This window comes from Mesorhizobium sp. M0909, assembly GCF_040319515.1.
GTDB lineage: Bacteria > Pseudomonadota > Alphaproteobacteria > Rhizobiales > Rhizobiaceae > Mesorhizobium.
In genome coordinates, this window is sequence record NZ_JAMYOA010000008.1 from 60996 (window position 1) to 74786 (window position 13791).

A 13791-nucleotide genomic window follows, 5' to 3' on the forward strand; every position below is an offset into this window, starting at 1 on the left:
TCCAATCTCACGAGGCGCGCCTCTGTCCGAGCATGTCCGGGTACCCTCTGGCCAGCACCGGCGCAAAGTGGTTGCGGCGCGAACGCACCACGTCGAGCGTGTGCTCGTTGAAGGTGAGCAGTGTGGCAACCACCTGCTGGTTGCCATAGGTACGCTGGTAACCGAGCGGCGTTGCCAGGAAATGCAGCTGCAGCGCGCGAAGCACCCACATCGGCTCGAATTCGATGATAACCTGGTTGACGTTGCGCTTCAGACCCCACTCGACGAAGCCGGCGATCAGCTCCGTGCCGACCGTCGACACGCCGCGCCGGCCGTCGCGGAACCCCGGTGCAACCGCATAGCGGGTCAGTTCATAGACATTCGGGCCCGACGGTGGGGTTCCCTCATAAAGGTCCGCCAGCACATCGGTTAGAAGATGTGCCCGAGTCGTCGGCAACATCCGCTGGTAACCGGCGAGCTCGCCATTGCGGATGACGATCTGGTGCACTGCCTCGTCGTGGTCGAATTGATCGATCTCCAGGCCATCGGGGCGCTGCAGATCGGTCCATCCCATCTCTTCGACGAAAATCTTGTAACGCAAACGATGAACTGACTCCCAGAGGTCGGGCCGTTCCATCAATTCCTGGGTCGTGAGGGAAAAGAGCATTTTGCCGTCTCCTGTTTCAATAGGAAGATACGGCCGTGCTTTCCCAAAAAAATTACGCGATCACGCAAGCAAGAATTTCTAGGCCGGCGCGGCCGACCTAGTTAATATAGCCGCGCCTTATCGCTTCCGCGACGGCCTGGACCCGGTTGACGGCACCGAGTTTGCTTTTGGCGTTAAGAAGGTGTTTCTCTGACGTGTGTTCCGAAATGCCGAGAATTTGTGAGATCTCCCATTCGGACTTGCCAACGGCGGCCCATTGCAGGCATTCGCGCTCACGCGGCGTTAATTCGACATGATCGATGGTTTTGCCCGCCATGGTGTGGAGTTGCATTGCGCGGCCAATCGCATAAGTCGAGACAAGCGACACCAGCCCAAACTCGGCGCTCGACAATTCGACAGCCTCGCCGCCAAGTGACACCATGACGATCTGGCCATCGAGCGTGATTAGCGGGAAGGCCAACCCGTCGCGCAGCTTGAATTCGCCGGCATCGCCCATCACCTCGCCGCCGCTCTTGCCGATGCGGATGCCCTGAGACGCTTCCCGCCACTGGAATGGCGCTTGAAGCTGCTTCATGTGACTGACGACGGGGTCGTGATCGACGTAGTTGCGCGCGACGTAGCGCTCAAGCCATTCAGCCGGCCAGTCGCAAAGCAGCACATGGTCCTTTTGCTGGTTTCTCGGCGTGCCAGGTTGCGGAACCGTCCCGGCCATCAGCGCCGTCAGCCCGAACCCGCTTGTTACCCCCAGCAGCTTTTCGCAGACGGCGGCCGCTGTGCCGGCGTGCTGCAACTGATCTATCAGTTCCAGGGTACGATCGAAATGACCCATCGCAACATCTACCCCATGTTGCCTTCCGCTCTTGAGGCCAATGGCAGTGATCAACCCGCACCACGCCATCAACCCCGGACTGCAAAGCTGCTTCCCCTGTGCGTCCTACTGCTCCTCTTCAGCCGGCATCACGCAGTCATTTGCAAACTCACTAAACAATATCCCTAAATCGTCACGATGAAACCAAAAACCGTTGTACCTGTGTTATTTTCGTACAAAAACCTGTGTTATTTCGTACTAAAGCCGGGGCAAGACCGGACGGAGTCGTCGCGTGGCGTTTCGGCGCATATCCATTTCATTGATTTCGATATTGATCGGGGCGCAATCGCTTGCGGCTGATGCGCTCGCCGCGGAGCCGCAGGTGCCGGTGTTTTGGGACGCCAAGGAGCGGCTGCCAAAGCCGGACCTTTCGATGCTGCCGCGGCTGCGATTCCTGACCACCACGGATTTCCCGCCATTCAATTTCCTCGATGGGGCAGGCCGGCTGTCGGGCTTCCATGTCGACCTGGCGCGCGCCATCTGCGCCGAGCTCGGCATTGCCGAAAAATGCCAGATCCAGGCGCTGCCCTGGGCCGAGCTCGAAGGTGCGCTCGGGAAAGACGAAGGCGAAGCGATCATTGCCGGCATCGCCGCGACGCCGGAGTCGCGGTCGAAATACGCATTCTCACGCCCCTACCTGCAATTTCCGGCACGCTTCATCATGCTGAAGACACAGGCGTTGACCGAACCAATGTTCGACAGGCTGCGCAGCAAACGTGTCGGCGTGATCGCCGGTTCCGCGCATGAGCGGATGCTGCGCACTTATTTCGGCGACGTCCAAATCGTCCCCGTCGCAAAGCCGGAGGAGCTTTATGGCAGGCTTAAAGCCGGCAAGATCGACGCCGCCTTCGGCGACGGCATGCGTTTCGCGTTCTGGCTCGGCGGCTCCGATGCGGCTGGCTGTTGCCGCTTTGCCGGCGGCCCCTATCTGGCGCCCGAATACCTTGGCTCAGGCATGGTAATCGCCACCAGGGCCGACGATCCGGCACTGGCGGCCGCATTCGACTACGCGCTGCAGGAAATTTCGGTGAAAGGTACGTTCGCCGAGTTTTATCTTCGCTATTTTCCGGTCAGCTTTTTCTGACTGCCGGCTCAGGTCAGCGTGCGAAGGCGCGCCTTGGCGGCTCGCGCGATGGCGGCGACCGTCAGCGCATCGAGATCGAGTTCCCGGCGGACGAGCTGCAGCACGCGCACCTCCTCCAGGCGCATTTCGAGATCGACGGCCGCAACCTCGAAGGCGGCGGCATAGGCGGTATCACGCAAGCGTTCCGGAAGCGCCTCGGCGACACGCGCCAGGACGCCCTCCAGCCCGTCCTTTTCCTGCAGCATTTCCTGGCAGGCCTGAGCGACATCGACCAGCCGCTCCTGGTTGAAATCCTCAAACACCGGCCAGGATCGAACGACGTCGCCGATCCGCGCCAGTTCGATGTCGGTCATGTCGCGGTCCGACGCCGAAGTGATGACCATCAGGTAGATCATGGCTTCGTGTGGCGACAATGGCATTTACAACTCCTTGAGATGGGTCCCGAAGTTAGGAACGAGAGACCGGCGCCGCAAGGAAAAACAGCCGCCATCGTTGGCGCTCCGGTCACGCCTTGGAACTTGATCCATCCCGACTAATTGGGACGGGAGCTCTTAATCTTCTTGCCTGATCGCGGTCCTGCCCTGAAACCGGGTTCCACTTTTCGGGATCATGGTCTAGAGCATGCGGCTGCCGGCATGGATGCCGGCAAGTTGCAGGAATAGCATCATGGCCGAACAACAGCCGATCGATCTCAGTCCGGAAGTCCTCACCGCCGCCGCCGAAAGCAAGGCGTGGCCGTTCGAGGAAGCGAAAAAGATCGTCGCTCGCTACGCGATCGGCGGCTACCCGGAAACGGTGCTGTTTGAGACCGGCTACGGCCCGTCCGGCCTGCCGCATATCGGCACGTTCGGCGAGGTGGCGCGCACATCTATGGTGCGCCACGCCTTCCGCGTGCTGACCGAAGACAAGGTCAAGACGCGACTGCTGTGCTTCTCCGACGACATGGACGGATTGCGCAAGGTGCCGGACAATGTGCCTAACAAGGACATGCTGCGCGCCTATCTCGGCAAGCCGCTGACCAGGATACCGGACCCTTTCTCCAATGAGTATCCGTCGTTCGGCGCCGCCAATAACGCACGGCTGCGCGCTTTCCTCGACCGTTTCGGCTTCGATTACGAATTCGCTTCCTCGACCGACTATTATACTTCCGGCCGCTTCGACGCGACGCTGCTCAAGATGCTCGAGCGCTTTGATAACGTGATGGCAATTATGCTGCCGTCGCTGCGCGAGGAACGGGCGCTGAGTTATTCGCCCTTCCTGCCGATCCATCCCAAGACCGGGATCGTCATGCAAGTCGCGATCGACGAGCGCAAGCTCGGCGCCGGCACCATCGTGTGGCGCGATCCGGACACCGGCGAGCGCTTCGAGACGCCGGTGACCGGCGGTCATGCCAAGCTGCAATGGAAGCCCGATTGGGCGATGCGCTGGGCAGCACTCGGCGTCGATTACGAGATGTCCGGCAAGGATCTGATCGATTCCGTCAAGCTCGCCGGGCAGATTTGCCGCGCGCTCGATGCTCCGGCGCCGGAGGGCTTCAATTATGAGCTGTTCCTCGATGAGCACGGCCAGAAGATCTCGAAGTCGAAGGGCAATGGGCTAACCATCGACGAGTGGCTAACTTACGCGCCGACCGAGAGTCTTAGCCTTTATATGTTCCAGCGCCCGCGAACCGCGAAGAAGCTTTATTTCGACGTTATCCCGAAGGCAGTGGACGAGTATTATACGTTCCTCTCTGCCTATCAGAGGCAGGACTGGAAGGAGCGGCTGGGCAATCCGGTCTGGCACATGCATGACGGCAATCCCCCGGCAGTCGACCTGCCGGTTCCGTTCTCGCTGCTGCTCAACCTGGTCAGCGCCTCGAATGCCCAAAACAGGAGCGTGCTGTGGGGTTTCATTTCGCGCCACGCGCCGGGTGTGACGCCGACGAGCCATCCCGAGCTCGACCGGCTGGCAGAATATGCCATCCGCTATTTCGACGATTTCGTGAAGCCGGCGAAAGTGTACCGTGCTGCCGACGCGGTCGAGCGCGAGGCGCTGACCAAGCTTTCGGAAGCGCTCGCCGCGCTGCCGGCTGATGCCGACAGCGAGGCAATCCAGAACGCCGCCCTCAATGTTGCGCGCAAGATCGAGCGCTACCAGGATCATTCCAAGCAGAGCCCGGAGGGCGGACCCGGTGTCTCCGTCGCCTTCTTCCAGATGATCTATCAGGTGCTGATAGGTCAGGAACGCGGGCCGCGCTTCGGCTCCTTCGCCGCGCTCTACGGCATCGCCGAAACGCGCGAGCTCATTCAGCGGGCGCTGGCTGGTCAGCTGGCGGCGTGAGGGCGCCGTCCTGCTCCTCCAGGATCGAGCTAGGCGCTACAGGCGCGGATCGCGACGCAGCAGCCGGGAGCGGCGGCAGGCGTGAAACGCTCGGCGCCGGCCCGAAGACGCCTTTTTTTGCTGCACGCGCCTTCTCGCCGGCTTCTACGTAAGGGCCGCCCGTAGCGGCGCGCGCCCAGCCATTTTCGACCAGCCATTGGCCGATATCCTGATTGCCGATCCGGCACTCGGCGGCGATCAGATCACGACCGCCTTCGGGCGGCACGGCACAGACCACCGCACGACTGCGGAGAAAGGCGCGGAAGGCCGTTCGCGCCCGAATGCCGCAATTCCAGGACTCGCCGCCGTCGGTGCAAGTCTCCTCCTGCTTGACGATGTCGATACCGGAAACCGCAATCGAATAGCCCTTTGCTTCGATGACCCCGGCGGCCGGCGCGATGGGCTGGAATAGTTTCGTGCCTTTCCAGTCGTCGGGCATTTTCGTTTTTGGCGGCTTGGGCGGTCCGGCCAATGCCAGATCGCTCAACGGGGCGCGCGGCTCTATCCGTTCAAGCTCGTTGGAACCGAGCTGCGGCGGCACCACGATTTCTGGATCGATTGCCCTCGAATGCGCCGCCTGCTTGGCCGGCACTGGTTTCGGGATGGCCGACGTAGCCGGCGCGGCGGGCTGCGGTTCAGCGCCGACCTGGATTTGCTCCCAGGCGCCGCCGCCTTCGCTCTGGACGGCGCGGCCGCCGGCGACAATTGCCGTGGCCATCGCCGGGATCGCCAGAACAGCCAAGGCAAGGTGAGGCAGACGCACCGGCCCCGCGCCTACTGGCTTGCCCAGACAATCCGCGCCACCCATTCGACATCGCCCATGGGGATGTCGCGGTCCGGGTGATCGGGATTGAGGGAGACCAGCGCGATCGACTTCGGTGTCTGGCGGTCGAGCACCTTAGCCATCACCTCGCCGGCATTTGTCTTGACGACGACGCGATCGCCCTTTCGTATGGTAGCTCCCGGCTCGACGATCAGGACATCGCCATTGCGGTAGAGCGGCAGCATGGAATCGCCCTGGACCTTCAACGCATAGGAGGTTTCGGTTGCCCGTGCCGGCAGTTCGATCAGGTCCCATCCCTGCCCCGCCGGAAAACCGGCGTCGTCGAAGAAGCCACCGGCGCCGGCCTGGGCGAAGCCAAGCAGTGGCACCGACGATTTCTGCACGGGCAGTGCGCCGGAATTACCCCGGCCTTCGACCAGCCCTGCAAATTCATCCAGCGAGGCGCCGGTCGCCTCGATGATCTTGGCCAGCGATTCGGTCGACGGCCAGCGCGGCCGCCCATCTGAGGACAGCCGCTTCGATTTGTTGAAGGCGGTCGAGTCGAGCCCAGCGCGCCTGGCAAGGCCGGAGGCCGAAAGCGAATAACGCTCGGCAAGAGCGTCGATGGCGGCCCAAACGCGGTCGTGCGAGAGCACCTTGCTCTCCTTCGAAACAGGAAAAAATACCTTCGCTGTTCTACCCCTTGGCCGCCATCTTGTCCACCGCCGGAGACGGCGTCAGGCCGCCTCCTTGGCCTCGTTCCTGGTATAGGGATCGAAGCGCTCGTAGAAGGTCTCGCCCTTCTCGGCCATGTCGAGCAGCAGCTTCGGCGCCTTGAACTCGGCGCCGTATTTCTTCTGCAGGCGCTTGGCGAGTTTGACGAATTTCTTCGCGCCGATGCCGTCGATGTAGGACAGTGCACCGCCTGTATAAGGTGCGAAGCCGAAGGCCAGGATCGAGCCGACATCGGCCTCGCGTGGGTCGGTAACGATGCCCTCTTCCATCACCCGTACCGCCTCAAGCGCGATGGTGACCAGCAGCCGCTGCTTCAGTTCCTCATAGTCGACCTGCTCCGGCGACAGCTGCGGGTAGAGGTCCCTGAGGCCTGGCCACAGCTTCTTCTTTGCCGGTTTTGCCGGATAGTCATAGAAGCCCTTGCTGTTCTTACGGCCCAAGCGACCATGCGTGTCGACCATCGTGTTGATCAGCGCCATCTGCTTCGGATCGACCGCCTTGTCGCCGAGGTCGCGCATGGTCTGCTTCATGATCTTCTGGGCAAGGTCGATCGCCGTCTCGTCGGTCAACGCCAGAGGACCGACCGGCATGCCAGCGGCTTTCGCCGCATTCTCGATCATCGGCGCCGGAACACCTTCGATCAGCATCTTGTAGGCTTCCGACATGTAGCGCAGTACGCAGCGATTGACGTAAAAACCGCGCGTATCGTTGACGACGATCGGCGTCTTCTTGATGGCGCGGACAAAGTCGATCGCGGTGGCCAGCGCCTTGTCGCCGGTTTTCTTGCCGAGGATGATCTCGACCAGCATCATCTTGTCGACCGGCGAGAAGAAGTGGATGCCGATGAAATTCTTCGGCCGCGCCGAATTCCTGGCCAGCGATGTAATCGGTATGGTCGACGTATTCGAGGCGAAGATCGCCGACGGCTTGAGTACAGCCTCGGCCTGTTCGGTGGCATCCTTCTTGACGGCCGAGTCCTCGAACACCGCCTCGACCACAAGATCGCAGCCGGCAAGATCCGCGTAATCGGCTGTTGGCGTGATCAGCGACAGCAACCGATCCTTATCCTGCGGCTTGGCACGGCCCTTCTTCACCTGATCCGAGATCAGGGTCTCGGAATGCGCCTTGCCCTTGGTGGCGGACTCCATGTCGCGGTCGAGCAGCACCACCGGAATGCCGGCCTTGGCCGTTACATAGGCGATCCCGGCGCCCATGAAGCCGGCGCCGAGCACGCCGATCTTCTTGAACGTCGTTTCCGGCACACCAGCTGGGCGGCGAGCGCCCTTGTTCAGTTCCTGCAGCGACACGAACAATGAGCGGATCATCGCCGCCGCTTCCCTGGTCTGCATGATCTCGGTGAAGTAGCGTTGCTCGATCCGCAAGGCGGTATCGAACGGCACCAGCATGCCCTCGTAGACGCATTTCAGGATGGCGGCGGCAGCGGGATAATTGCCATAGGTCTCGCGGCGCAGAATGGCGATAGCCGGCGGCCACAGATTGGCACCTGCCACCGAATAGATCGGAGCGCCGGGCAGCTTGAAGCCCTTTTCATCCCATGGCGCCACCGGTTTCAAGCCGTTCTTGATCATCGCCTTGGCAGTTTCGACCAGCTTGTCCGCCTCGGCGATCTCATGGATCAAGCCCATTGACTTGGCCTTCTGCGGCGACAGCGTCTGGCCGGACGTCAGCATTTGCAGCGCCTGCTGCTGGTCGGTCAGCCGCGGCACGCGCTGGGTGCCGCCGGCGCCTGGAAAAATGCCGATCTTCACTTCCGGAAGCGCCATCCTCACCTGGTCGGAATCGGCCGCGACACGGCCATGGCAGGCGAGCGACAATTCGAACGCGCCGCCCATGCAGGTGCCGTTGATCGCCGAAACCCACGGCTTGCCCGACGTTTCCAGTTTACGGAACAGGCCATTCATAGCGCCCGCCTTGTCGAACAGCGCCTTGGTCGCCTTCTCCGGGTCCTTCGCCTTATCGGCGGCGAAGCTCGCCAGCATCTTCTGCAGCATGGTGATATCGGCGCCGCCCGAGAACGTATCCTTGCCGGAGGTGATCACCGCGCCCTTTATCACTGCATCGCTTGCCACTTTGTCGACGATGGCGTTCAGTTCGCGCATCACCTCCTCGGTGAAGACGTTCATCGAACGGTCCGGCATGTTCCAGGTGACCAGCGCAATGCCGTCGGCGTCGATGTCGAGGGTGAAATTGGCGTAGCTCATCATCTCTCTCCGTCAGACGCGTTCGATGATCGTTGCAGTGCCCATGCCGGCTCCGATGCAAAGCGTCACCAGCGCGGTGTTGAGGTCACGGCGTTCCAATTCGTCCAGCACCGTACCGAAGATCATCGCACCGGTGGCGCCGAGCGGATGGCCCATGGCGATGGCCCCACCATTGACGTTGATCCGGTCATGCGGAATGTCGAAAGCCTGCATGTAGCGCAGCACCACCGAAGCGAAGGCCTCGTTGAGCTCGAACAAGTCGATGTCCTGCAGCTTCATCTTCGCCCGCTTCAACAGCTTCTCGGTGACGTCGACCGGGCCGGTCAGCATCAGCACCGGTTCGGAGCCGATATTGGCGAACGCACGGATGCGCGCGCGCGGCTTGAGGCCGAGCGTCTTTCCCGCCTTTTTCGAGCCGAGCAGCACGGCCGCCGCGCCGTCGACAATGCCGGAGGAATTGCCGGCATGGTGGACGTGGTTGACCTCTTCCACCTCGGGATGCTTCTGCACGGCGACGGCGTCGAAGCCGCCCATTTCGCCCGGCATGACGAAGGACGGATTGAGTGCGGCCAGCGACTGCATGTCGGTCGAGGGCCGCATGTGCTCGTCATGGTCGAGGATGGTCAGGCCGTTCTGGTCCTTGACCGAGATCACCGAATTCTTGAAGCGGCCCTCTCCCCACGCCTTGGCGGCGCGCTTCTGGCTCTCGACCGCATAGGCGTCGACGTCATCGCGCGAAAAGCCGTATTTGGTGGCGATCAGGTCGGCCGATATGCCTTGCGGCACGAACCAGCCGGGCAGGCCGACCGAGGGATCCATGAACCAGGCGCCGCCGGAGGCGCCCATGCCGACGCGCGACATCGATTCGACGCCACCGGCAATGACGATCTCGTCGGCGCCTTGCGCGATCTTGGCGGCCCCGAAATTGATGGCGTCGAGGCCCGAGGCGCAGAAGCGCGATATCTGCATGCCGGGCGCCCTGGTGTCGTAGCCGGCTTCGAAAGCGGCGGCACGTGGCATGACCGCACCCGCCTCGCCAACCGGATCGACGCAGCCGAAGATAATGTCGTCGACGGTGCTAGTGTCCAGCCCGTTGCGGTCGCGGATGGCCTCGAGCACCTTGGCGCCGAGCCGCACCGCCGGCACTTCGTGCAGGGAGCCATCTTTCTTGCCCCTGCCGCGCGGCGTGCGCACGGCATCATAGACATAAGCTTCGGCCATTGGTGATCTCCTGTGATCTAAAATCGGGGCTCGACCACCACTTCGGTCCGCACCGAATTGGCGATGAAACAGGCGTCGTGCGCCTTGTGATGAATACTCTCGATCATAGCCGCATCTGCGTCGCATTCGACGAGCGGCCGAAGGGTGACATGTGTGATGGCTGTGCGCCCCTCAGCATTCTTGGCCATCAGGCCTTCGGCTTCGTCGTGATAAGATCGGACATTGAGCTTAGCGCGTTTTGCCAGATCCAAGAACCAGAGCATGTGGCAAGAAGAAAGCGAAGCGACGAACAGTTCTTCCGGATCGACGATCGTTGCATCGCTAAAAGGTGCCGGCACAATCGACGGCGATGCGGAAGCGGAGATGACCGCGCCACCATCAAAATGAAGTTCATGGACCCGGGAACAGCGGCCGGAAAGGAAATCCTCCCGTGCCCCCGACTTCCAGCGAAGCCCAGCAAAATGCTTCGACATGCGACCTCCTAAAGGCTCCGCCCGATCAGCAATTTCATGATCTCGTTGGTGCCGCCGTAGATGCGCTGGACGCGGGCATCGCGGAACATGCGGGCGATCGGATATTCATTCATGTAGCCATAGCCGCCATGCAATTGAAGGCATTCGTCGACGACTTTTCCTTGCAGGTCTGACAGCCAGTATTTGGCCATCGAAGCCGTCACCGGGTCGAGGCCACCGTTAATATGGCGGGCAACGCAGTCATTATAGAAGACGCGGCCGATGGTCGCCTCGGTCTTCAATTCGGCAAGCTTGAACTGGGTGTTCTGGAATTCGATGATGGCCTTGCCGAACGCCTTGCGCTCCTTGACGTAGTCGATGGTAAGCGCCAGAGCCCGCTCGACCATGGCAATAGCAGTGGTGCCGATCTGCAGCCGCTCCTGCGGCAATTGTTGCATCAACTGGACGAAGCCCTGGCCTTCGTCATTGCCGAGCAGGTTCGAGGTCGGCACACGCACGTCGTTGAAGAACAGTTCCGACGTGTCGTTGGCCTTGAGGCCGATCTTGTCGAGGTTACGGCCGCGCGCGAAACCCTCCACCTCGTCAGTCTCGACGACGATCAGCGAGATGCCCTTGGCGCCCTTCTCAGGATCGGTCTTGGTAACGACGATGATGAAATTGGCGAGCTGGCCGTTGGTGATAAAAGTCTTCGAGCCGCTGAGCTTGTACCGGTTGCCGTCCTTTTCGGCACGCATCTTGATGCCCTGCAGGTCGGAGCCCGCACCCGGCTCAGTCATGGCGATGGCGCCGATCAGCTCGCCGGTCGCCAGCCTCGGCAGCCATTTCTTCTTCTGCTCCTCCGAGCCGTAGTGGAGGATATAGGGGGCAACGATCGAATTGTGCAGGCCAATGCCGAACCCGTCGACGCCGACATGGCCGATCGCCTCGATGATGGCGCTCTCATGCGCGAAGGTGCCGCCCGATCCGCCATATTCCTCCGGCATCGAGGCGCACAGCAGTCCGGCAGCACCCGCCTTCTGCCAGCTTTCGCGGTCGACCATCTCGTTCTTCTCGAACTCGTCGTAACGCGGCGCGATCTCTTCCGACATGAAGCGGTGCGCCATGTCGTAAAGCATGCCGACCTCGTCCGCCGCCCAGGCGGGCTTGGGAAGGCCCAGGATTTCGGCGGGGTTGGTCATGGTTTCTCCCTCGCGCCGACGTCCCCCTCGAGACGAGGGTGGCCGCGAAGCGGCCGGGTGGAGTCGCCGATGACTTGCTCGACCTTATCTTTTACAACCTGCGCCATGTGCCACGGCATTGCGATCATTTTCCTCCAAGGCATGCACCAGAATGGAGGTCGGCGCACTGCACGCAGAACCCCTCCCGGCTCTTCGGGCCACCCTCCCTCGAGGGGCAGGGGAACGCCGAAGCTAGAACGCTTCCGCCGGCAGTGCCATCAATGTGTCGGCACCGCTGGAGATGCGGGCAAGATGCGCCGACGTCTCCGGCATGATCCGCTCTACGAAGAAGCGCGCCGTCACCAGCTTGTTGTCGTAGAAAGACGAAGCGCCGTCGGGACCATCAGCCAATTTCGCTGCGGCCACCTTGGCCATCCGGGCCCACATATAGCCCAGCGCCACCAGGCCGAAGAGATGCATGTAGTCGGTCGAGGCGGCACCCGCATTGTCGGGCCTGGCTATGCCGTTCTGCACCAGCCACATCGTCGCCGCCTGCAGATCGTCGAGGCCCTTTTTAAGCGCCTTGGTGAAGGGCGCCATCTTCTCGTCGGTGCGGTTCTCCTCGCAGAACTCTCCGACTTCCCTAAAGAAGACCTGGACCGCGCGGCCGCCATTCAAGGCCAGCTTGCGGCCGACGAGGTCGAGCGCCTGGATGCCGTTGGCACCCTCATAGATCATGGCGATGCGGGCATCGCGGACGAACTGGCTCATGCCGTGTTCTTCTATATAGCCGTGGCCGCCGAACACCTGCTGCGCCATTACCGCATGATCGAAACCCTTGTCGGTGAGCACGCCCTTGACCACCGGCGTCATCAGGCCGGTATAGTCGTCTGCGACCTGGCGATCTTTGTCGTCACCGGAGCGGTGAGCGATGTCGGACTTGATCGCCGTCCACAGCGCCAGCGCGCGGCCGGCCTCGTTGAACGCCTTCATGGTCATCAGGCTGCGGCGGATGTCCGGATGAACGATGATCGGATCGGCCTTCCTGTCCGGCGCCTTCGGTCCTGACAGCGAGCGGCCCTGCAGACGGTCCTTGGCGTAGGAAACCGCATTCTGGTAGGCGACCTCCGATAGCGAGAGCCCCTGCAGGCCGACGCCAAGCCGCGCCTCATTCATCATGGTGAACATTGCTTTCAGCCCGCCATTGGCCTCGCCGAGCAGCGTGCCTTCAGCGTCGTCGTAATTCATGACGCAGGTCGAGTTGCCATGGATACCCATCTTCTCCTCGATCGAGCCACAGGAAACGGTGTTCTTCTCGCCCGGATTGCCTGAGGCATCGAGCTTGAACTTCGGCACGATGAACAGGGAGATGCCCTTCACGCCATCCGGCGCGCCCTCGATACGGGCCAGCACCAGGTGGACGATATTGTCCGACATGTCATGCTCGCCGGCCGAGATGAAGATCTTCTGGCCGGATATCCTGTAGGTGCCGTCGCCATTTGGGACGGCCTTGGTGCGCAGCAGGCCAAGATCGGTTCCGCAGTGCGGCTCGGTCAGATTCATGGTGCCGGTCCAGGCGCCCTCGACCAGCTTCGGCAACCATGTTGCCTTCTGCTCTTTGGTGCCATGGGTGATGATCGCAGCGATCGCGCCTTGCGTCAGGCCCGCATACATCATCAGCGACATATTGGCCGACACCATGTATTCGGCAACCGCGGTGTGCACCGCGTAGGGCAAGCCTTGCCCGCCAAACTCGACAGGTGCGGCGAGCCCCATCCAGCCGCCTTCGCGATACTGGTCGAAGGCCTCATTGAAGCCTTTCGGCGTCGTTACCGAACCGTCGTCATGGCGCACGCAACCTTCCGTGTCGCCGACACGGTTCAGCGGCTGCATCACGTTTTCAGCGAGTTTCGCCCCTTCGGCAAGGATGGCCTCGAGCACATCCGGCGTGGCGTCGGAAAATCCGGGAAGATTGGAATAGCGCTGATACCCCAGCACTTCGTTCAGCACGAACAGCGTGTCGCGGATCGGCGCCTTGTAGATCGGCATGCGTTTTCCTCCACCATGCGGTCTTGGCCCCGAAATCAGCCCCAGTGTACCAGTGTATGAGGATAGCAGGCGGGCCAGTATGACGGGTCGGAGATAGCAAATGTTGACGTTTGCGTAAACGTCAATTCTGCGGTGCGACGAATTTTCTCCCGCGCGCCAAGACCGCAAACGGCGAAGGACGGCAAACGACGAAGAACCCCGCAGCGAAAGCC

At 61.7% G+C, this 13791-nt stretch carries 12 protein-coding genes; 2 read left to right on the forward strand and 10 right to left on the reverse strand.

Annotated features, from left to right (window positions below; genetic code table 11):
* Positions 1-7 precede the first annotated feature (7 nt).
* Entirely contained in the window at positions 8-646 is a 639-nt protein-coding gene (locus NKH83_RS14685; RefSeq protein WP_352475930.1) for an acyl-homoserine-lactone synthase, read from the reverse strand.
* A 97-nt stretch (positions 647-743) separates the two neighbouring features.
* A complete protein-coding gene (locus NKH83_RS14690) occupies positions 744-1475 on the reverse strand; it encodes a helix-turn-helix transcriptional regulator (protein WP_023677341.1) in 732 nt (243 codons plus the stop codon).
* 271 nt (positions 1476-1746) lie between these two features.
* On the opposite strand from NKH83_RS14690, the gene NKH83_RS14695 reads away from it, so the two are divergent.
* Positions 1747-2598, forward strand: coding sequence for an ABC transporter substrate-binding protein (locus NKH83_RS14695; protein ID WP_352475931.1), 852 nt, complete (start codon positions 1747-1749; stop codon positions 2596-2598).
* An 8-nt stretch (positions 2599-2606) separates the two neighbouring features.
* On the opposite strand, the gene NKH83_RS14700 is transcribed toward NKH83_RS14695, so the two are convergent.
* On the reverse strand, positions 2607-3017 hold the full coding sequence (locus NKH83_RS14700) for a tellurite resistance TerB family protein (RefSeq protein WP_352506179.1): 411 nt from the start codon (positions 3015-3017) through the stop codon (positions 2607-2609).
* Between the two features lie 247 nt (positions 3018-3264).
* Here NKH83_RS14700 and NKH83_RS14705 point away from each other — a divergent pair, with 247 nt between their 5' ends.
* Positions 3265-4920: a lysine--tRNA ligase gene (locus NKH83_RS14705; protein WP_352475933.1), complete on the forward strand. Its 1656-nt coding sequence runs from the start codon at positions 3265-3267 to the stop codon at positions 4918-4920.
* Here NKH83_RS14705 and NKH83_RS14710 read toward each other — a convergent pair.
* From NKH83_RS14710 to NKH83_RS14740, 7 genes are all read right to left on the reverse strand, one after another.
* Positions 4883-5722: a thermonuclease family protein gene (locus NKH83_RS14710; protein WP_352475934.1), complete on the reverse strand. Its 840-nt coding sequence runs from the start codon at positions 5720-5722 to the stop codon at positions 4883-4885. The genes NKH83_RS14705 and NKH83_RS14710 overlap by 38 nt on opposite strands.
* Positions 5723-5733: 11 nt before the next feature.
* Positions 5734-6378, reverse strand: a complete 645-nt coding sequence (locus tag NKH83_RS14715) for a S24 family peptidase (protein WP_352475935.1) — start codon at positions 6376-6378, stop codon at positions 5734-5736.
* Between the two features lie 81 nt (positions 6379-6459).
* Positions 6460-8679, reverse strand: coding sequence for a 3-hydroxyacyl-CoA dehydrogenase NAD-binding domain-containing protein (locus tag NKH83_RS14720; protein ID WP_352805389.1), 2220 nt, complete (start codon positions 8677-8679; stop codon positions 6460-6462).
* Between the two features lie 12 nt (positions 8680-8691).
* Positions 8692-9900 (reverse strand): acetyl-CoA C-acetyltransferase, encoded by a 1209-nt coding sequence (locus NKH83_RS14725; RefSeq protein ID WP_352805392.1) that lies wholly within the window; start codon positions 9898-9900, stop codon positions 8692-8694.
* Positions 9901-9917: 17 nt separating this feature from the next.
* The gene (locus tag NKH83_RS14730) at positions 9918-10373 is read right to left on the reverse strand and encodes an OsmC family protein (RefSeq protein ID WP_352475938.1); all 456 of its coding nucleotides are present in this window, start codon (positions 10371-10373) and stop codon (positions 9918-9920) included.
* Positions 10374-10381: 8 nt separating this feature from the next.
* A complete protein-coding gene (locus NKH83_RS14735; RefSeq protein WP_352805395.1) occupies positions 10382-11551 on the reverse strand; it encodes an acyl-CoA dehydrogenase family protein in 1170 nt (389 codons plus the stop codon).
* 231 nt (positions 11552-11782) lie between these two features.
* Positions 11783-13579, reverse strand: coding sequence for an acyl-CoA dehydrogenase (locus NKH83_RS14740; RefSeq protein WP_352805398.1), 1797 nt, complete (start codon positions 13577-13579; stop codon positions 11783-11785).
* Between the last annotated feature and the right edge of the window lie 212 nt (positions 13580-13791).

Bases quoted from the DNA above. Each gene is read 5' to 3' on its own strand.
- NKH83_RS14685 (WP_352475930.1), bottom strand. From the start codon at position 646: ATGCTCTTTTCCCTCACGACCCAGGAATTGATGGAACGGCCCGACCTC.
- NKH83_RS14690 (WP_023677341.1), bottom strand. From the start codon at position 1,475: ATGGGTCATTTCGATCGTACCCTGGAACTGATAGATCAGTTGCAGCAC.
- NKH83_RS14700 (WP_352506179.1), bottom strand. From the start codon at position 3,017: ATGCCATTGTCGCCACACGAAGCCATGATCTACCTGATGGTCATCACT.
- NKH83_RS14705 (WP_352475933.1), top strand. From the start codon at position 3,265: ATGGCCGAACAACAGCCGATCGATCTCAGTCCGGAAGTCCTCACCGCC.
- NKH83_RS14720 (WP_352805389.1), bottom strand. From the start codon at position 8,679: ATGAGCTACGCCAATTTCACCCTCGACATCGACGCCGACGGCATTGCG.
- NKH83_RS14725 (WP_352805392.1), bottom strand. From the start codon at position 9,900: ATGGCCGAAGCTTATGTCTATGATGCCGTGCGCACGCCGCGCGGCAGG.
- NKH83_RS14730 (WP_352475938.1), bottom strand. From the start codon at position 10,373: ATGTCGAAGCATTTTGCTGGGCTTCGCTGGAAGTCGGGGGCACGGGAG.
- NKH83_RS14735 (WP_352805395.1), bottom strand. From the start codon at position 11,551: ATGACCAACCCCGCCGAAATCCTGGGCCTTCCCAAGCCCGCCTGGGCG.
- NKH83_RS14740 (WP_352805398.1), bottom strand. From the start codon at position 13,579: ATGCCGATCTACAAGGCGCCGATCCGCGACACGCTGTTCGTGCTGAAC.